Below are 20,062 nucleotides of genomic sequence, written 5' to 3' on the forward strand. Positions count from 1 at the left end.
GGGATGACTCAAGGGAGGTCGAGTTTGTCTCGGATTCTTAAAGGCATCGTCGGTTTCCTTCTCGCGCTTTCCATCGTTCAAGTCACGGCCTGCGGCGTGGGTGGCGAAGACCTCCCGTTCGTCTTCGGCGACGGCACCGACGGCGGCTCCGGTTCCGAAAGTCCTCCTCCGACCGGCGGCGGGACGACCGGCGGCACCACGGGGGGCACGACCGGCGGGACCACGGGCGGCACGAGCTCCTGCACGACCGACGACCAATGTCCCTCCGGACAGGTATGCAATACGACTTCGGGACAGTGCGGCCTCCCGGGCGGCGCCTGCGAGGTCGATTTCAACGCGTCGCTCGCCCTCAAGATCGACGCGGTGAAGTCCACCTCGGGCGGCCACTTCGACAGCCCGCCTTCTTGCTGCGAATACGCGGACGTCGACGGCGGTTCGACGTGCCCCACGATCGCCGCCGGCGACCTGGACCACTTCCTCCAGGCCCCCTCCGAGAACACGGATCTCTATTGTTGCAGCGCCGACAGCGGGGCCGAAGTCTCCGGGCATCCGGAGCTCTTCTGCGACACGGAGAACCGCCACGGCGGTCTCCCAGAGCTCGCCGTCACGCGCTGGCCGGCCTCGGCCGGAGGCAAGATCCGGATGAAGTTCCTGGTCTCGCCCGACGGCTCGTCCTGTGTGGCGTCCATGGTCCGGGATCAATTCCCCGAATTCAAGCTGGAGAACACGGCCCTCGACGCCTCGCTCATCATCAACGCGGGCGAAGATTACCGGACGCTCCCGCCCCTCCCGTCCCAAGATTTGAATCCGGCGGAAATCACTTCGCCCTGCACCGTGACCACCGACGGCTCGGGGAACGTTTCGGTCGCGATCGACGCCCTGCCGTTCCGGTTCCTGACCAAGATCTACAGCAATTACACCCAGTGCATCTCCGGCAGCACCAATCCGGGGCCGGTCAATCCAGCGGAATGCCCCTCGGGTCCGTTCAGCACGTTCTTCTTCGAGGCGGGCGTCGGAGTTCCGGACGCCAACACGATCCAGGTCATCCCCGGTCTCAGCCAATCGCCCTTAAGCCTCACCACCGGCTCGCGCTCGCAGGCCGTCGTCGACGCCACCAAGCAGAACGGGGCCATGGACATCACCGGCGAGCCCATGCATTACGATGCCGGATCCTCTCAGACCCGCATGACGATCGTCACGGCCTTCGCCTTCCCGGACGATACGTCGACCGGCGTCTCCCGCGACGACAACTCCGGGGCCGGGCAGCTTCTGGCGGAATTAGGCAAGGCGATGCTGACCGCCGAGATCAAGGGCACGGTCACGAAGACCAACGGAGGGTCCATCCAGACCCTGGCCGATCTGACCACCAATTGCGGCGGCGGGGGAGGAACGACCGGCGGCACGACGGGCGGGACCACGGGCGGCACGCCGTTATGCACGGCGGACTCCCAGTGTCCGGCGGGCCAGGTTTGTAATCTCTTGAACGGCCAGTGCGGCGTCCCCGTGGCGGGACTGAAGCTCGAGGAGATCGGGCCGGCCGCGCCGAACGCCTCCGTTGCCCAACTTCTGCCCGCCGATGCGGCGCCGGCGGTGAATTTCGGTGAAACCCTTCTGAGCATCCAAACGAAAACCAAGCTTTACCGGATCTCCAACGTGGGCACCAAGGACATCGTCGTCAACGGAATCCACGTGGCGGACGTCAAGCAGAACTTCCGTCTGGGTTCCGTCTACCAGGGTTCGAGTTTCGCCGCCCGAACCTGGAAGGTCGGCCAGGATCCCTGGACGCTCGCCCGGGGCGGAGCGAGCGATTTCTTCTTCTTCCTGAACTACGGACCGTTCGGCAAGGTGGGCGGGGAAGGGAGCACCCGCGCGGACGCCGGTTCCCTCGTCATCACCACAGACGCGGGCGTCTTCAACGTGAACCTCACCGGCACGGCCAAGAAGGACTCGCGTGCGACGCTCGCCCTTTACGTCGAAGACCCGAGCCGCTTTACGGTCACGGGCGCTTCGGACCCGGACCTGAAGGACGTCGATGACGGCGGGACGACCCGGCACCTGTACCTCGCCAAGAACAAGCTCTTCAGCTTCCGCCAGGACGGCACGCCGAGGGCGGTCTACCTCTTCAACAACGGCACGGCGGGTGGAATCGACGACATCGTGGTCCAGCACCTGAAATTCAACGCGGACGCGGGTGGAAAGATCGTCTTCGCGCCGGCCGCGGCGTCCGACGTCACGGCCTGTTTCGCGGCGCTTCCGGAAGCCACCACGGCCTGCGCCACGCTCGCGGCGGCGGGGACCAACAAGATCAAGCTCGGAACGATGACCTTCACCCCGGCGGCCGGTACCTACGCCGTTTCCGAGGGCAGCCTGGACGTGAAGGCCATCTCCAAGGCGGCCTCCGCCACCGAGGGAGTTCCGCCCATCATCGGCGGGATGCCGACCAACGTGAACGACAATCCGCTGGTCAACTTCGGGCTCAAGGGCGCGAGCGGGGCCCCGAGCGGAACCTTCGATCTCAAGGTTCACCGCCTGATCGCCGGCTTCTCGAACAAGATCAACCAGGGGCTCCAGAAGACGCTCATCGTTTCCGGCTCGACCAAGGGCATCTTGAAGCGCTTCAACGACGGGCCGGGCACGGACGTGACTCTCGACCTGTTGAAGGAGGTCTTCAAGATCGAGGACGGTATGGAGCTCGACGCCGTCACCGGAGAGGCGACCCTGAAGCGGATCGTCACGGCCGTCGACGCCGATCCGAACAATCCCGCGAGCCCGTCGGCCATATCGGGCCTCCGCCTTTACAACGCGCCCGGCTCGCAGCCGGCCAACACGGAATACTTTGCGGAGTGCAAGACCGCGGGCACCCACAACTGCGCCTTCTTCTACCTGTATATGGGCGACTGGGCCGGCTCGATCACGTCTTCCAGCTGCAACGGGGGCTCGAAATTCCCCGTCATCCAGAGCTACACCGGCACCCAGGCGCAGCGCGACGCGCTCTTCGCCACCGTCATGAAGCCGGATAACGCGACGGAATTCGCCTGTCTCTCCGGCGCCGACGGCATGAAGGACGAGACGGCGGGCACTTTCGACCCGGTGACCGGCGAGATCACCTTCCGCGACGTGGCGGTGCGGCTCTACGCCCCGAACGTCCCGGCGCTCTCGAACAACGACGTCGACGCCACGATCCGTCTTTCGCTGACGACCCAATGCGTGGGCCAGGACATGGTGCCGGACACGGCCTCCAAGGCCCAGTACCTTGTGCCGAACAACACACTCAACGACACGAGCTTCAACAACACCCTGATGCCGGAGAACCCGCTCCTTCCGTACGTCGACCAGCCGGGCACCGTTTGCGGCATCCCGCGGACCCTGCACGGTCGCGGAATGTTCCAGACCGATACGACGAACACGCTCGACAACGACACGGATCCGGACGGTCTCAATTTCAACGGGTTCGACCTGGCCGGCGTGGGCCGGAACGTGACGAGCCAGACGAGCGTGAGTCCGGCGAACATGTACATCATCATCAAGGCCGAGGTGGGAGAGTTTTAGTATGGCATATCGTCCCGTAGGCATCATGACGGATTGCGAAAATGGATACGGGGTGGCCCTCGTCCAGGACGGGGACAATCCGTCCGTTCGCGCGGACGTGGACCTCAATGCCACCGACGGGTCCGCGACGCCGCGGATCCGGGTCGATGGAAGCTGGGTCAACGTGGACGATGCCTTCGTCTCGGCCTACCGCGGGATGACGTCCGCGAATTCCATGTCCGCCGATTCCCGGACTCAGGCGTGCGGGGCCATCAATGATGCCGTGGATCCTGGCATCGGCCGGGTCCATCCGTTTTGGTTGGTCACCGTGCCGACGCTCTCGATCGGCGGCGCTTACCTCGTCAACCGGATCGCGCGGGCGGACCTCCTGACCGCCTCCAGCGACCCGGGAACGGTGGGGACCATTCTCGACTGGGGCTACGGCGGGACAAATGCCCTGTACAGCGCCACCCTGACGCCCATGACCCGCCACTCCGACGCCGGTTGGGCCTACGGGATGGGCGGCGTCAACGCCGGGGCGGGGCTCGCCTTCTTGATCGCCTCTTTCGCGCAGCCTTCCGGACGGGGAACGCCCGAGTTTTCGACCTCTCTGTCGCTCCTCACCAACGGAGGCCTGGTCTTTGTTTACGGCGACCGCGTGAGCGGCCGTGACCCCGCCCGTTTCTACACCGGTTTCGGCCTCCAACTCGCCTTGGGCGGGACGGCGCTGGGGCTTGGATTGGGCGGTGTCGGAAGGCGTCCGAGCGTTTCCTCGACGGACATGTACGCCCCGGATGGAATGGCCGGCGCCAGGGGCGTGCCGGGGAATCCTTATGAAGGGACGCGTTTCCCGGGGCTCGACCGCGACCTGACGTGGATCGGAGTCGGTCATCTCTTGGGCGCCGGCGTCAATCTGGTGGATTATCTCTGGATCAGCCGCGCCGGAGAAAACCGGCCGGAGGAGGCGCCAACAGTGCATGTGGGCTTTTCACCCGTCCCCGGCGGCGGCGTGGGGTCGGTGTCCGGATCCTTTTAAAGGAGAATCATGAAGCGTCTGGTCTCAAAACTGGCCGGTTGGATGGTGGCGGGAATGATCCTCGGGGTTTCTTCCCAGGCCCATGCCGCCCTCGTCTGCCCCGATGCCCACCAGCCCGCCGGCACCGCCTGGTGCGACGGGGACGCGAGCCGCTTCCAGGCCGACACGCTCTGCGTGGCCGAGCCGGTCGACGGCCCGCCGGCGTCCTCGATCGACGAGGAAGTCGTCGGCGCGGGCGTCTGCATCAACGGCAAGTTCAAGACCGCCGATCAGCTGGAGCAGGTCGCCGACTTCGTCGTTTCCTACGATTTTCCCGCCGACCCCTTGCTTGGCCCCTCCGGCCTTTTCGTGCCCGAGCTGGAGACCCTGGCCGCAACCGGCGAATTCATGACGACGGTCCCTCTGGAAGACGAGGGCGTCTTCGACATCGTGATCCAAGGCCGGGTGCTCACCGACGACGGGGCGTTCACCGACGTCTCCATCGCGCGCCGCGTCCTGCGGGTTTCCAAGCCGCATCTGACGGTCACCCGCGCGCGCGTCGGCGGGGCGACGGCCGACTGCTCGGCCTCCGATCCGTCCTGCTTCGGCCTGCACGAACTCGAGGGCGACAGCGACGGCGACGGGATCTGCGACGGTCCCGTGGCGATCCCGAATCTCTGCGCCGCCGGCCCGGACACGACCGACGACAACGGTCCGGACGGAGAGCCCCACACGATGGAGGTCACGCCTCCGGCGGTGCGTTCCAAGACGGTCGAGCTGTGCGTGAACAGCCATGACGCCGAGCCGCCCGCGGGCAATTCGATCCTCGTGCGCGCGGTCAATACGATCACGGACGATTCCGTGACTCCGGCGAAAGAGGTCCTGGTGGATGCGAGCTGCGCCGAGGCGGGTTCGGACGTCTGCCAGGTGTCCTCCGATTCCTTCTGCCCCGGAGGCTTCCGCCTCACGGTGCCGCTCGGGCACGGCAGGAACGAGATCGAACTCTTCGTCAACAACCTCGTGACGGGCTCCGACATCGGCGCCGCCCAGCAGATTTCCGTGGTTCCCTTCGACGTCGATCTGAAGGGTCCCGATCTCTGCGTCCGTTACCTGGACGAGGCGGGCCACGCGATCGACGACGTCGACGGCAAATCCATCACCGCCGACGAAGCGGCCTCCGTCACGGTGGACGTGACCTTGGGCGCCTGTGGCGGTGAGGAAGAGAACGTGCCGGAGACCAACCCCACGAGCTGCGACAACTCAAATCCGCCGGCGTGCGGCACGGCGGCGGTCTGCCTGCAGTCGAACGACGAGAGGGAAGGGGACAACCTCGATCCGAAGTTCGTCGCCATGTGCAAGCGCACGGTGGACGGCAAGACGCACTTCCAGGCGGCGTTCCCCGAGCTCCGCTTTCCCGTGAACACGGCGACGATCAAGGCCGTGGACGCTTTGGGCAACCAGACCTTCGAGACGCGCGCCTTCGGCTACGGCAACGTCCGCCCGCTCTTCGACGCCGAGAAGAAGTTCGACCTGAAGGCGGCCATGGTCGACAACGGCGTGGGCGGCTTCGTCAAGGCGGGCTTCGTCAAGGACGAGGTCCTGCCGCTCCTCCTCAAGGTGGTGAACTCCAAAAAATTCGTCGACGACTTCTTCTTCCAGCTCATGGACCCGCGCCAGCCGAGCGACCAGGAAATCTCCTGCCTCAAGTCGATCGAGGACGACGCCAACTGCACCTTCGGCCACCTGGCAAGCAAGGAGCGCGTGGTCGCGATCAAGACCTTCTGCGACGCCGACTGCAGCGACGAGATCGGCTCCATCGAAATCCCCAGCCTGTATTTCCTCAATCAGAACCGGTTGAGGGTGCAGATGAAGGTCAAAGGCTTCCACGGCCGGGCCGAGATGTACACGATGCGCTTCATCGATTCGGACAACGACAGCATCGTGGACACGGAGGACGACGACGCCGACAACGACGGCATCTGCGACAAGGAATTGCCGGCGATCGGCGTCTGCGACGACGAGAACCACGACGGCGTCTGCGACAAGGAGATCTCCCTCACCGGGACCTTCGGCAAGGGCCTGAACGCCTCCCGCAAATGCGTCCTCGACAAGAGTGTTCCCAGGGGAAGTTGCCCCGACGTCGATGCCGGGGACGAGCGCTACTTCGGCTGCTCCGACCAGGACGATGACAACGACGGCATTCCGGACTCGAAGGATCTGCCGGGACGGCTTGTTCAGGACCCCGACTTCGCGACCCACGTCATCCCGGTCAAGTTCACCATGAAGGAGATGGTCTTGAACCTCGACGTCTCCTTTGAGAAGTCCGCCGACGGCCGGTTGCATGTCGGGCTCACCAACGCGCCCGACCGGAAACTCATGGAATTCATCGCGGACGACAAGTTCCCGATCGAGTTCGACTGCGACAAGGACGTCTCCGAGCTCTACCAGGGCGGTTACGCCGGCCAGGAAGGGAACGGCCGGAACCTCTGGATCGACAGCGAGGTTTGCCGCGCCCTCGAGAACCTGAACCCGGTGGCCGACCAGGCCCTCTTCGGGGAAAAACCGCGCAAGCAGCAGAGCACCCGCAAGCAGCTGGAATGCACGGTGGAGGCCCTGGTCCGCTGCAGCATCCCCAAGCGTCTGGACGCCACGCTCGACCGCTTTGAGAACGACAAGGTCGCCCCGGTTTCGCTCACGCTCTTGGACAACCGCTTCCACATGGACTTCTTTGCGCCCTTGGGCTCCGCCGGCGTGACGGTCGACCCGCGGGGCTTGGGCTTCAAGGGCAAGGGCCTGCTGATCCCCGCAGGCGTCTCCGAGAAAAACGACGAGGCCGAGCGCGACGGAAAAGAATTTCTGAATAACCTGCCCGAGGAGTTCAAGACGCCCAAGTTCGGGCCCCTCTCCAAGACGGGCGACGACCACATGCTCGACCCGATCGACGCCGCCCAAGGCATGGGGAACGAGGTCAATCTGGCGCTCAACGAAGAGACGGTCAATTCGGCCCTGCACTCCGTGGGCATCCTCCTGTGGGAGCTCGCCCGCCAGGAAGGCGACGCGCACCAGATGCTGGACCTGACGGCCACCAAGCTCCGCGAGGACTTCGACTTCGGCATCCCGGACATCGGCTCCAGCGTGTGCAAGGACAAGAACGGCGACGAGGTCGCTGGGGACTCCTACAAGTGCTTCCCGTTCCCGCTGAACATCGAGAACGTCCTGGGCCCGACGACGATCCAGTATGTGGACTTCGACGGCGACGGCGTGCCGGGCACCGAGCACGATGCGCTCACGCCCATCATGATCCGCAACAACATGAATCCCTTCTATCCGCCCACGGTCCGGCTTGTCACGGCGAGCCCCATCGACGTCGGCGGCGACGGCGAAGGCGCCCCGACCGCCATCATGGCGGAATTGGAGATCGGTCTGGGCGACACCCTCATGACGCTCTTCGAGGAGAAGGTCGCCGATTGGAACGCCGAGGTCATCAAGGGCACGGGCGAGATCAAGAACTGGTGCGACTCGGACCGTTTCCCCGGCGCGAATCAGGAAGAATGCGACGCGAGCCGGATGCTCCCCATGGTGAGCTTCAAGGTCTCCGGACGCGTGTTCGTGACTCTTCTGGTCTGGGTGAAGGACGCGGGCATTATCCGCGCCGAGGGAGGTCTCTCCTCGATCATCAAGGCCGACGGCGGTTCCCCGGGCGAGGAGATGCAGCTCGACAAGTCCAAGACGTATCTTGAGTTCTCGGTCCTGGACAACAACACGATCGTGCCGGACAACGAGATCGCCTCCGCCATGAAGACCCAGGTGGGGCTGATCCTGGAAAAATACGTCTTCGGCAACGCGCGCGACATCCGGATCAAGCTGCCGACCCAGTTGCCTCTGGAGGCCTACTGCGAGATTTATGCGGAAGACGATCCCGACACCTGCGAGTGCGTGAACGATCCTAACAAAGAGGACTGCGACCTGATCCACGACCTCCAAGATATCTGGGATGGGCTGGACCTGGAGCAGTACGGGTTCGAAGGCGTGCGCGTGGATCATCCGGTCCTGGGGATCACCGAAGACGACCTGCTGCCGGTCCGGTATCTCACCATCGGCACGGGGCTCACGTTCGACCTGACGGAATAAGGGAGTCTGTATGTATACGACGGGATTATTGGGACAGCTCAATATGATGGCGGCGGGGCTCGGGAACTGGGTTCGCGCCGGGGCCCTGGCCTTGGGACTCTCCTCGATGAGCGGCGCGGTTGCTGGTTGCGGGTCCGGATCGGACCTTGGCGATTCGGGGATCGGTCCGATCGCCCCGCCGGATGGCAATGACACGACGATCCCCAACACGCCCGAGGCCAATCTCGACGCCTGTCTCCCGGCCAATCCCCTGGGTAATCGCTTCAGCGTGCTTGTAGAAGGCGAGGGCGTCCGCCTGGGCGCGGGGACCCCGACCGACGGCAGCTTCCACATGGTCATGCCGAGTTCGAGTCTGACGATTTTGGGAAGCTCCGACGGACGGATCACGTTCCGCGGCCGCTTCAAATGGGACAGCGTCCCGTCCGAATGGGCGACGGTCGATCCCGACGCCCCGATCGGCCCTCTGGCCTTGTTCACCCAGGCCCGACAGTCCGGCCAGCCTCTCACGGACACGAATATGACCCGTGCGGGCCTGACCGGCCCCTGGGCGAATCAATTCCCGGCCTTCGCCGACAAGAACCGCGTGGGCTTCGCCTGGCCCGTGGAGGGCGTCCTCCATTTCGTCCGGGATTCGGCCGGCCATGTCTCCGATTGCGAGGTCGAGATGACCATCCGCTCCGCCGCCCGGACCTCCAGCGGCATGGGACCCGCCCTGGACTACGGCGTCCTGTCGTTCTACGCGCCCCGCGCGGACGGCGAGGAGGCCATGGCGGAGGCGAATTTTGCCAACGAAACCGTCGTCATCCTGGACGCTCCCATGGACGTCCTCTTGCCCGTCTCCGGTGAAGTCCAAGATGTCTGCGACGGCGATTGCGTCGACGTGCTCGGCGCCTCCAACCCCTCCCGCGTCCGCATGCGTCTGATCCGTTACACCCCAACGAGCGGAACGCCCGGCGACGGCGGTGCGGGCGGCTAGCTTCCTTTTCGCAAGCAACAAAAACGTACACCGGTCGAAGAGGCGAATGGAGACTTGATCCATGTCCATTCCTCCCATTGCCTCCTCGACGTCCATAACGGGCGCGGCCGCATTGACGCCGCTGTCCCTGCTCCAACAGATCGGCGTCACGAATCTCGCCGCCGGCGTTTCCGCCACGGAGATCCTTCGGACGGCCTTAAGCCCCCTCAACGAAAATTCGGAGCATTGCGAGAGTTTGTCGCTCTCGGCGGATGCGCGCCGGGATCTCACAAGCTTCGTCGAAGGAAATCATCCGGAGCCGTCCGAGGCCCTTCTGCAGGCCCTGGGCACAAAGGCCGCCGAGTTGAAGACGATCGTTCTGTCGGCGACTCCCGAACTTGTCGCTTCTTCGGATTCCGTCTCAGCGACAGGGGATTCCGTCTCAACGACGGGAAGGATTGACCGCCGCGCCCTCGATTACACCGAGCTCTCGGATTCGGCCCGGCTTCAGCACGACGCGGCGGTTCGCGAGTCCGTCGACCGCCTGCTGGAAGGCATCCACGAGAGGTCGCGAGTCTCGATGGTGGCGACGCCCAAGGCGATCTCCCTGAAGGACGTTCTGGATCGTCCGGAGCAATACCGGGACAGGCCGCTGGAGATCGCCCTCTTCGACGTCGACGGAACGACCCACAAGGGAGAGCTCTTTTTCGAAGGGCAGTACTCGATTGAATGGCTCCTCCGCGACGTCCTTCGCTACGGCCCGAAGGCGACCGCCGGCTTTGGTTGGTGGCGCCTTTTGAAGGCCATTCCCGGGATCATCCGGCTCCGCATCCAAGAGAAGGCCCACGGTCCCGACCGGGCCCTTTTTGCCCGGACCTTCGAGCCCATCCTCAAGGGGCTCGACGCCAAGCGGGCTCAGGAGAGCCTGACGCGTTTCTACACCCGTTACGGAAGGCGGGGCGTCAGCGAATTCATGAAGACCGAATTTCAAAGGCACCGGCAAAAGAATCGCCTCATCATCGGCGTCTCGGCGTCCCTCGAATACCTGGTCAAGATGCACGCCAGGGACTTGGGGGTCCCCGAAGAGAACATGCTGGGGACCGTGATCGAAGTCGATAAGAACGAAAGGGCGACCGGAAACTTCCGATGGCTGCACGGCGAGGAAAAGGTCGCCGCCTTGGAGGAATCCGTCTTCAAGCCCCTGCGCGACCGGGGCATCCAATTCAAGATCGTCACGGGCTACTCCGATTCTCCGTCCGACCGTCCCATGTTGGATCTCGTCAAGCAGGACGGGGGCGTCGCTTACGCCACCAATCCTCCCAAAGAGGCGTTCAAGACGGAAACCCTGGCCGACGGGGGGATCGCCGTCGACGAGGAGGAGGGGTGGTTCGGCAACGGCGTCCGGCGGCTCACGTTCGCGACGTCCGAAACCGGGAAATTCGTTCACGAGGAGGAGACACCTCCGCGGCGTCCCGCTTGGGTCGGCGACGTCGGACGTTACGCCGTTCGTGTCTTCAGCGATACGGCGGGGGTCTTCGCGGCCGCCCCCGTCTCCGAAGCCGCCCATCAGGCCATGACCCACGGCGGTCATGCGAATGTTTCCTGGGACCTGATGGCCTCGGCGCCCAGCATGGCGGTCGGGGCCTTCTTTGCCTCGGCCGTGACCACGTTTCTCGTGCCGCCGGACGGGCCCGTCTCCGGGTGGCGGAGGTCCTTGTTGCGCGGGATGATTCCCGTCGCCGCGGCCATGGCGGCGGGCGGACATTCGATCGGATTTCTGCCGACTTTGGCGGCGGCCTTTATCGCGTCGGCCGGCGCGGAGCTGGTGACGGTCGGGGGACGGGTGACGGGACTGAGGCGATGGCGGGGCGGCGACGAGCGAAGGAATCCCGCGGGCAAGACGTTCGGTTTCTGGGGGCTCCGCTCGCTCCAATTTACCGCCTACCGCGCGCTGGCGTTCCTCTTCCAGAGAAGCCTCGGCGCCTAGCTCTCGACAAACTCCTTGAGTTTTCTCTCCCCATTAGAGTAATCCAGCGGGTCTATTTCCAGACCACGCATGCCAAAATTCTCTCGAAAAACCGCAGCCTTGCTGTTCTTTTTTTTCCTGTATCCGCTGCTTTCCGCGCCGGTTTCCGCCCAGCTTCTGGGCGGTGGCGACGAGGAGGAATCCTCCGGAAGGACGCTCGAGACGGCGACGGAGAAGGCGAAAAAGCTTTTCGGCGGCGGTTCCGGCGATCTTCACCGTCTCACCCTCGACGACTGCGTCCAGAGGGCCCTTGTCTACCAACCCGAGCTGCAGGTGGCCGACTACAGCATCGAGACGGCCAAAGAGAAAAAAACCGAGGCGAGCCGCATCGGATATCCCATCTTTGATTACGAGTACCAGCTGGCGCCGGTCCCTCAGGACGTCGGCCGCGCGATGGAGAGTTTCTTTTCGGGCGATATCTCCGTCTTGAACAAGTTCAAGTTGGGCATCGGAGTCCCGATCAACACCTTCGGCAAGGTCAAGACGGGTAAATCACTGGCCGACACGGGCATCGAGGCCGAGCGGGAGAAGAAGACCCAGAAAAAAGGGGACATTGTCCTTAAGGTCAAACAGCTCTATTACGGCATCTTGCTCGCCGAGGAAGTGAGCCGCCTCTTGGACTCGGCGCATGGGGGTGTCGATAAGCAGATCAAGAAGAGGGAGGACGAAGGCGGCAGCGACCCCACCGAACTGCTCAAGCTCAAACTCTTCCGAGCGGAGCTGGAAAAGAAGATGGAGGAGGGCGACAAGAAGCAGATACTCGCCCGCGAGGCGCTGCGGGTCCAACTGGGTCTCGATCCCACGACGCGTTTCGACCTCGCGACCGACAAGCTCAGGCCGCTCGTGCGGAGGCTGGGTTCGTTCGAGGATTACAAGAAGGAAGCGTGGGAGAACCGCAGCGATCTCAAGCTCCTGGAGCTGGGTTACGAAGCCAAGGCCAAGCAAGTGAAGTTGGAGAAGAGGCTCATGGCCCCGAACCTCGGCGTGGGCGCGTTTTTCGAGATCGGCCGCGCGCCGGGCGTGACGGGCGTGACGACGACGGACGATTTCAGCGACCCGTTCAACTTCACGCGCGCCGGCATCGGCCTCCAGCTCAAAGGACAGTTCGACTGGCATACGGGGTTTTCGAAAGTACGGCAGGCCAAGAGCGAACTCTACAAGATCGAGGTCCAGAAAGAGCTCGCCCAGGACGGCGTGGACTTGGACGTGAAGGAGGCCTTCCTGGACGTTCGGAACACCAAGTTGGATGTCGACCGGGCCGAGGAGGCGGGGAAGCTTTCGCGGCAGCTGCTTTTTCTCACACAGAGCAATTATGACATCGGGCTTGCGGAGCCCAAGGATTTGATCGAAGCTCTGTCCGGTTTTTTGCAGACGCGCGGACAGTACTTCGAGTCCGTGTTCAATTATAACGTTGCGGTGGCCAAGCTGGACCAGAAGATCGGACGTTTGCCGGAATAGCCCCGCTTCCCGCGGGGCAGTGCTCGCTACTGCTCGTAAAGGAAGCTAGAGGAGATAGGAATGAAAAAAATACTCATCGCAGTGGGACTGATCGCCCTGGCTGCCGCGTGTGGCGAGAAACCCGAAATCGTTCCGGTCCCCGCCAAGCCGGCGGAAGCTCCCTTGGCGCCCGCAGCCCCCACGCCGGCGGCCGAAGAAACGAAACCCTTCGTCATCCCCCCTGCGGCCAAGAAACAGGCCAAGTATTTTCCGGAAGGGTCGCCCAGCCGCGCCATCCAGGACCTGGACGACATGCTCGACTCCTACGTGCTCGATCCTCAAACCGCCGAGCAGAGGCAATACAACGAGGACCTGAAGCGGACGGTCATCAAGGGGACCTTCGACATCCGGGAGCTTTGCCGGCTGGCCCTGGACAAGCATTGGGGCGAGCGTACGCCGCAGGAGCAGGACGCGTTCGTGGACCTCATGATCCGCCTTCTGGAGAAGAAGGCCATTTTTTCCAAGGAGCAGGGTCAGAAAAAGGCCAAGAAATCGAAAAACGTCTACTCCGTGACCTACGAGGGGCACAAGTTCACGAACCCGAACGAGTTGAATGCCCTGGCCATGAGCCTCGTGCACATCCCGTCTGAGTCTCTCAAGATCGAGCTGAACTACAAGCTCAAGAAGGACGGGGGTTCCGCCGGAGGCGGGTGGAAGATCTACGACGTGATCGTGGACGGGGCGAGCCTCTTGGACAACTATAAGTACCAATTCGACAAGATCATCGCCAAAGAAGGATATCCCAACCTCGTCCACCGCATGGAGTCCAAGCTCAAAGAGTTGCAGGAAAAAGATCAGAAGTAAGGAATGTACAAACGTTGTGTGATGATATTGGCCGACGGGGCGCGCGCCGACGTGATGCGCGACATGGCCGAACGGGGCAAACTTCCCGCCATCTCGGAGCACCTGATCGCGCCGGGTTCGCTCCGGGCGGCGGTCACGGCCTTTCCCTCCACGACGGGACCGGCCTACCTGCCCTATCTGACGGGCTGCTACCCCGGAACCTGCAATCTTCCCGGCATCCGCTGGTTCGACAAGGACCGCTACGCGGAGCGGCGTTTCTCCATGGACCGGTTTCGCAGTTACGTGGGTGCGGAGTCGTTCTACATGAACGGCGACCTGGCGCCCGACAAACGGACGTTGTTCGAGATCATCCCGAAATCGGTGAACGTCTTCAGCAGCATCAATCGCGGCGCCGGACTCAATGGGGATCGGACGAAGTTTTCCCGCATCTGGTATTGGTATTACGCCCACCTGACCGACCGCTGGGGGTTGGTGGACGAGGCGGCGGGTGGAAAAGTCGTCGAGGCGCTGAAACGCGACCCCGAGTTCGTTTTCGCGGTCTTTCCGGCGATCGACGAGTATTCGCATCTTTCGAGCCCCTTTCACCCGCGCACGATCGCGGCCTACGAGGGGTTGGACCGGGCGGTCGGAAGGATCGTCGCCGCCCTCAAGGCGCGCGGCCAGATGGAGGAGACGGCGATCGTCATCGTCAGTGACCACGGTCTTTCCGAAACCTCCCGGCATTTCCCTCTCAACCAATTTTTGGAAAAATCGGGGATCGAGACTCTCTATTATCCGAAGATCCTTTTCAAAAAGCGTATTGAGGCCGCCAGCATGGTCTCGGGCAACGGCATGGCGAACGTCTACCTCAAGAACGGACGGGGCTGGAAGGGGCGCACCCCTTGGGAGCATCTGGCGTCCCGCGAGGACCGTTTGATCGACCGGCTGTTGGAGCAACCGGAGGTGGATCTTCTGGCCGCCCAAAGGTCCGACGGGGCCGTCGTGGTGAAGAGCAAAAAGGGCGAGGCGGCGATCTCGGAAAACGGAAACATCCGCTATGAAACGAGCGGCGGCGATCCCTTCGGCTATACCGGTCTGCCCGCGGCGATGACCGAGCGCGAATCGTTAAGATTGACGGAAAAGACCGACTATCCCGACGCCCCGGCGCAGCTCTTGCAGATCTTCCGGTCCCGACGGGCGGGGGACGTCATCCTTTCGGCCGCCAAGGGCAGCGACCTGCGTCTCCGCTATGAGATCCACGAGCACAAGTCCTCGCACGGCGCGCTTCATTGGGAGCACATGCAGGTTCCCTTGGTGACGAACGTACGTCTCCCCGAGGGCCCCGTGCGTTCCGCGGACGTCTTTCCGACGGTCCTCAAGCTCCTGGGCCGCCCCATCCCGGCCGCCATCGACGGCCGTAGTCTCATCTAAGAGATTGACTTTATTTGACGCAGGGTGTTAGCTCATGAATGAGTATTCATTCATGGAAACTCGGTCGGAAAAATCGCTTCGCATCCTGGACGCCGCCATCCGCGTCTTCGCCCGGAAGGGGTTTTACAACTCGACCATCGCCGACGTCGCCAAGATCGCCGAGGTGGCGGAAGGCACGATCTATCTCTACTTCAAGAACAAGGACGACCTCCTCATCTCCATCTTCGAGCACAGCATGGACCTCTTCATCGAGGTGGCGAAGAAGGAGCTGGAAGGAATCGATGACCCAAAGGAAAAGCTGAAGAAGTTCATTAGCCTCCACCTGCGCCTCGTCCAAAAGAACCCGGAGTTGGCCCAGGTCCTCCAAATCGAGCTCAGGCAGTCGTCGAAGTTCATGAAGGAATACGAAGGCGGCAAGTTCAGCGAGTACCTGAACGTCGTCCGGGGCATCCTGGAAGAGGGGCAGGCCAAAGGCGTCTTCCGGAAGGACTTGGAGCCGCGCGTGCTCCGGCGGGCGATTTTCGGTTGTGTCGATGAGCTGGCGCTGGAGTGGCTCCTGATGACGAAGAAAAAATACAGTTTGGAGACCTGCGCGGAGCAGGTGGGTGACTTGTTCATTCGCGGGATCAGTAATCAATCATAACGAGGTGAACTTATGAAAATCGCAGTCCTCATTAAGCAGGTGCCGGACACCGAGACCAAGATCCGGATCAAGGCCGACTCGTCCGGAACCGAAGCGGACGGGATCAAGTACATCATCAGCCCCTACGACGAATATGCGGTCGAAGAGGCCCTCAAGACCAAGGAGAAGGCGGGAGCCGGCGAGGTGGTCGTCGTGTCTCTCGGTCCTGCGCGCTGCGTGGAGGCGATCCGCACGGCGCTTGCCATGGGCGCGGACCGGGGGATCCACATCGACGACGGAGGCATTCCGATGGACCCCTTCGTGACCGCGAAGGTGCTTGCCAACGCCCTCAAGAACGAGAACCCGAGCATTATCTTCACCGGCAGGCAGGCCATCGACGACGATGCGGCCCAGGTGCCTCAGATGGTCGCCGAGTTCCTGAACCTCCCCCAGGTGATGATCGCCGAAAAATTCGAGCTGAACGCGGCCAAGAACGGGGCGACGGTTTATCGCCGCGTGGGCGGAGGGGCCAAGGAGGTCTACGATGTCGCGTTTCCGGCGCTCGTCGGCGCCGAGAAGGGGCTCAACACGCCGCGCTACGCGTCGCTTCCGGGCATCATGAAGGCAAAGACCAAGCCCATGGCGGCGCTCAAGGCGAGCGACCTGGTCGGCGAGGCCAAGCCCAAGACCGTTAACACGAACTACCGCCTGCCGCCCGAGCGGAAGGCCGGAAAGGTCCTGCAGGGCGAGCCCGAGCAGGTGGTGAAGGAGTTGGTGAAGCTGCTTCGTGAGGAAGCGAAGGTCATTTAACGATATTTAAGGAGAATTTATGGGCAACATCTTAGTCATCGGCGAACATCAGGACGGAAAGGTCAAAAAAGTCACGCAGGAGTTGGTCACCAAGGCGGCCGAGCTCGCGGGCCAGATCGGCGGCGAGGTGGACGTCGTCCTTGTCGGACACGGGCTGCAGAACCCCGCGGAGTTGGGGTCCTTCGGGGCCAAGAAGGTCTATGTCGTCGACACCCCCAAGCTCGAGAAATACAACACGGAGGGCTGCGTGAAGGTCATCTCCGACCTCGCCCAGGAAGCGAAACCCTCCGTCATTCTCGGAACCGCGAGTCCCCTGGGCAAGGACCTCCTTCCGCGCCTCGCCGCGCGCCTGAACGCCGGGCTTGCGGCCGATTGCACCGACCTTAAGATCGACGGGGGCAAGCTGGTGGCCACCCGTCCCATCTATTCCGGCAAGGCCTTCGTGGACGTGAAGTTCGAGGGCGATCTCCAGATCGCCTCGGCACGCCCGAACTCGTTCGTCGCCAAGGCCGCCGGAGCGGGCGCGTCCGCCGAAGTCGTCCAAAAGAACATCGATCCCGGTGAGCTCCGGGCCGTCATGAAGGAAATCGTGAAGGGCAAGTCCGACAAGGCGGACCTGACGGAGGCGGCGGTCATCGTCTCGGGCGGCCGCGCCATGAAGGCGGCCGAGAACTTCAAGATTCTGAACGAGTTGGCCGACGTGATCGGGGCCACGGTGGGCGCCTCGCGCGCGGCGGTCGACTCGGGCTACGCGGCGCACGACATGCAGGTGGGCCAGACGGGCAAGGTCGTCAACCCGAACCTCTACATCGCCTGCGGCATCTCCGGCGCCATCCAGCACCTGGCCGGCATGAGGACCTCCAAGGTGATCGTCGCGATCAACAAGGACCCGGAGGCCCCCATCTTCACCAAGGCGGATTACGGCATCGTCGGCGATCTCTTTCAGGTCGTCCCGTTGCTGACCCAGGAATTTAAAAAGGTCCTAACGGAATAGGAGACATACCATGGCGGCACAGGCAACCGGCGGTTCCTTCCTCCTCGAAAAAACGGGCGAGCGCGAGATCTTTCTTCCGGAGGACTTGAGCGACGAGCAGAGGCAGTTGGCCGATCTCGTGAAGAACTTCATCCAGGGCGAGGTCCTGCCCCGGAGCGAGGACATCGAACATCAGAAGTTCGACGTCACCGTCGGCCTGCTCAAGAAAGCAGGTGAGCTGGGTCTCTTGGCCGCCGAAGTTCCCGAAGAATTGGGCGGGCTCGCGATCAACAAGGTGTCGACGGTCGCCATGGGCGAGAACTCCATCTACCAAGGCTCGTTCAGCGTTTCCCTCATGTGTCACACGGGCATCGGTTCGTGGCCGATCATGTATTTCGGAACGCCCGAGCAGAAGAAAAAGTACCTGACGAAGCTGGCGACGGGCGAAATGATCGGCGCCTACTGTTTGACCGAGCCCTGTTCGGGATCGGACGCCTTGGGCATGAAGTCGAAGGCGGTTCCTTCGGCGGACGGCAAGAGCTGGGTCCTGAACGGCGAGAAAACCTTCATCACCAACGGGGGCTTCGCCGACCTCTATACCATCTTCGCGAAGACCGAAGGCGACAAGACGACGGCCTTTTTGGTCGAGCGCGGAACGCCCGGCCTGTCCACGGGCAAGGAAGAGAAGAAGATGGGGATCAAGGGGTCCTCGACGACGCCGGTCGTGATGGAAAATTGCGTGATCCCCAAGGAGAACCTCCTGGGGGAAATCGGCAAGGGTCATAAGATCGCCTTCAACATCCTGAATCTTGGCCGTTTCAAGCTGGGTGTCGGCGCCACGGGCGCGTCCAAGTACCTGATCGGAGAGGCCGTCAAGTACGCGAAGGACCGGAAGCAGTTCGGCAAGTCCATCACCGACTTCGGCCTGATCCGAAAAAAGCTGGCGAACATGGCCTCGCGGACGTTCGTCTCGGAAAGCATGAATTACCGCACGGCGGACCTGATGGATCAAAAGATCAAGGCCTTGGCCAAGGGGGACGCGTCCTACGATCAAAAAGTCATGGAGATTGTGGAAGAGTTCGCGATCGAATCGTCCATCGCCAAGATTTACGGATCGGAATGCGTCGACATGGTGGCCGACGAGGGCCTGCAGATTCTCGGCGGGTACGGTTTCCTCGAGGAATATCCCTTCGCCGCCGCCCTGCGGAACACGCGCATCAACCGGATCTTCGAGGGAACGAACGAAATCAACCGTCTCCTGATTCCGGCCATGCTGTTCAAGGCCGCAATGAAGGGGCAGTTGGAGCTGATGAACGCGATTTCCTCGGTGGTCGGCCAGCTGAAGGAAGGCTGGAAGAAGGAAGGGGACGGGCCGTTGGCGGATGAAATCCACCAGGTCGAGTTGGCCAAGAAGCTGACGATCTATGCGGCCGGATGCGCGGCCCAGAAGTTCATGGATCAGTTGCGGGACAAGCAATACATCGCCGAATACATCGCGGACCTCGCCGTCGAGACTTACGCGATGGAGACGGCGGTCCTGCGCGCGGTCCAGCTCCGCAAGCGGTTCGGAGACAAGGCGACGCTGGCGGAATCGATCATGAAACTTTTCGTCAACGAGGCATATCCCGAGATGCTCGTCCGGGCACGCCGCCTCCTTCTGGCGGTGGCCGAGGGGAATCAAGAGGAGTTCGGCAAGTACGCCAAGGCGCTGACGCGGTTCGATTACTTCAATCCGGTCGATACGACGGCCCTGCGGGACGGAATCGCTCAGGCGGTCATTGACCGCGAGGGCTATCGGATCGTATAGACTTCCCGTGACGCCCAAACCCGTTTCCGCCTCCTCGGCGGAGTTCACGCATCTGGTTCTTCCGCCCGACACGAACGCCCTCGGCACGATCTTCGGCGGCAGGATCATGGAGTGGGTGGACATTGCGGGATCGATCGTCGCGAGCCGGCACTGCCGCCAGATTGTGGTGACCGCCTCGATGGACGCCCTTCATTTTCTGGCCCCGGTCAAGTTGGGAGACATCGTGATCCTCAAGGCGGCCGTCAACTTTACGCACCGCACCTCGCTGGAGATCGGCGTGCGAATCGAGTCGGAGAATCCGCTGACGGGGGAGAGGCGTCACACCTCCAGCGCCTACCTGACGTTCGTCGCCTTGGACGCCGCCGGCAGGCCGGTGGCCGCGCCCGAGGTCCTGCCGCAGACGGAGGACGAGAAGCGGCGGTTTGAAGACGCCAAGAAGAGGTACGAATACCGCGTGAAAAACCGCCCACGCGCCAAGAAATAG

At 62.9% G+C, this 20,062-nt stretch carries 13 protein-coding genes; all 13 read left to right on the top strand.

Annotation, left to right across the window (positions count from 1 at the left end; genetic code table 11):
* Positions 1–24: 24 nt before the first annotated feature.
* Positions 25–3,549 carry a hypothetical protein gene (locus VLJ37_04825; GenBank protein HSA58990.1) on the top strand — a complete coding sequence of 1,175 codons (3,525 nt, stop codon included), beginning with the start codon at positions 25–27 and terminating at the stop codon, positions 3,547–3,549.
* A 1-nt stretch (position 3,550) separates the two neighbouring features.
* Positions 3,551–4,564: a hypothetical protein gene (locus tag VLJ37_04830; GenBank protein HSA58991.1), complete on the top strand. Its 1,014-nt coding sequence runs from the start codon at positions 3,551–3,553 to the stop codon at positions 4,562–4,564.
* Between the two features lie 9 nt (positions 4,565–4,573).
* Entirely contained in the window at positions 4,574–8,674 is a 4,101-nt protein-coding gene (locus VLJ37_04835) for a hypothetical protein (GenBank protein HSA58992.1), read from the top strand.
* A gap of 10 nt (positions 8,675–8,684) precedes the next feature.
* On the top strand, positions 8,685–9,650 hold the full coding sequence (locus VLJ37_04840) for a hypothetical protein (GenBank protein HSA58993.1): 966 nt from the start codon (positions 8,685–8,687) through the stop codon (positions 9,648–9,650).
* Positions 9,651–9,711: 61 nt separating this feature from the next.
* The gene (locus VLJ37_04845) at positions 9,712–11,616 is read left to right on the top strand and encodes a haloacid dehalogenase-like hydrolase (protein ID HSA58994.1); all 1,905 of its coding nucleotides are present in this window, start codon (positions 9,712–9,714) and stop codon (positions 11,614–11,616) included.
* Positions 11,617–11,715: 99 nt separating this feature from the next.
* Positions 11,716–13,113, top strand: a complete 1,398-nt coding sequence (locus tag VLJ37_04850) for a TolC family protein (GenBank protein ID HSA58995.1) — start codon at positions 11,716–11,718, stop codon at positions 13,111–13,113.
* A gap of 60 nt (positions 13,114–13,173) precedes the next feature.
* Positions 13,174–13,956: an ABC transporter substrate-binding protein gene (locus VLJ37_04855; protein ID HSA58996.1), complete on the top strand. Its 783-nt coding sequence runs from the start codon at positions 13,174–13,176 to the stop codon at positions 13,954–13,956.
* Positions 13,957–13,977: 21 nt separating this feature from the next.
* Positions 13,978–15,366 carry an alkaline phosphatase family protein gene (locus VLJ37_04860; protein HSA58997.1) on the top strand — a complete coding sequence of 463 codons (1,389 nt, stop codon included), beginning with the start codon at positions 13,978–13,980 and terminating at the stop codon, positions 15,364–15,366.
* A gap of 52 nt (positions 15,367–15,418) precedes the next feature.
* Entirely contained in the window at positions 15,419–16,009 is a 591-nt protein-coding gene (locus VLJ37_04865; GenBank protein HSA58998.1) for a TetR/AcrR family transcriptional regulator, read from the top strand.
* Positions 16,010–16,021: 12 nt separating this feature from the next.
* Positions 16,022–16,798 (top strand): electron transfer flavoprotein subunit beta/FixA family protein, encoded by a 777-nt coding sequence (locus tag VLJ37_04870; protein HSA58999.1) that lies wholly within the window; start codon positions 16,022–16,024, stop codon positions 16,796–16,798.
* A 19-nt stretch (positions 16,799–16,817) separates the two neighbouring features.
* Positions 16,818–17,792 (top strand): electron transfer flavoprotein subunit alpha/FixB family protein, encoded by a 975-nt coding sequence (locus VLJ37_04875; protein HSA59000.1) that lies wholly within the window; start codon positions 16,818–16,820, stop codon positions 17,790–17,792.
* Between the two features lie 10 nt (positions 17,793–17,802).
* Positions 17,803–19,578, top strand: coding sequence for an acyl-CoA dehydrogenase family protein (locus VLJ37_04880; protein HSA59001.1), 1,776 nt, complete (start codon positions 17,803–17,805; stop codon positions 19,576–19,578).
* Between the two features lie 7 nt (positions 19,579–19,585).
* On the top strand, positions 19,586–20,062 hold the full coding sequence (locus tag VLJ37_04885; protein HSA59002.1) for an acyl-CoA thioesterase: 477 nt from the start codon (positions 19,586–19,588) through the stop codon (positions 20,060–20,062).

This window comes from bacterium (assembly GCA_035454885.1).
Taxonomy (GTDB): Bacteria; UBA10199; UBA10199; order JACPAL01.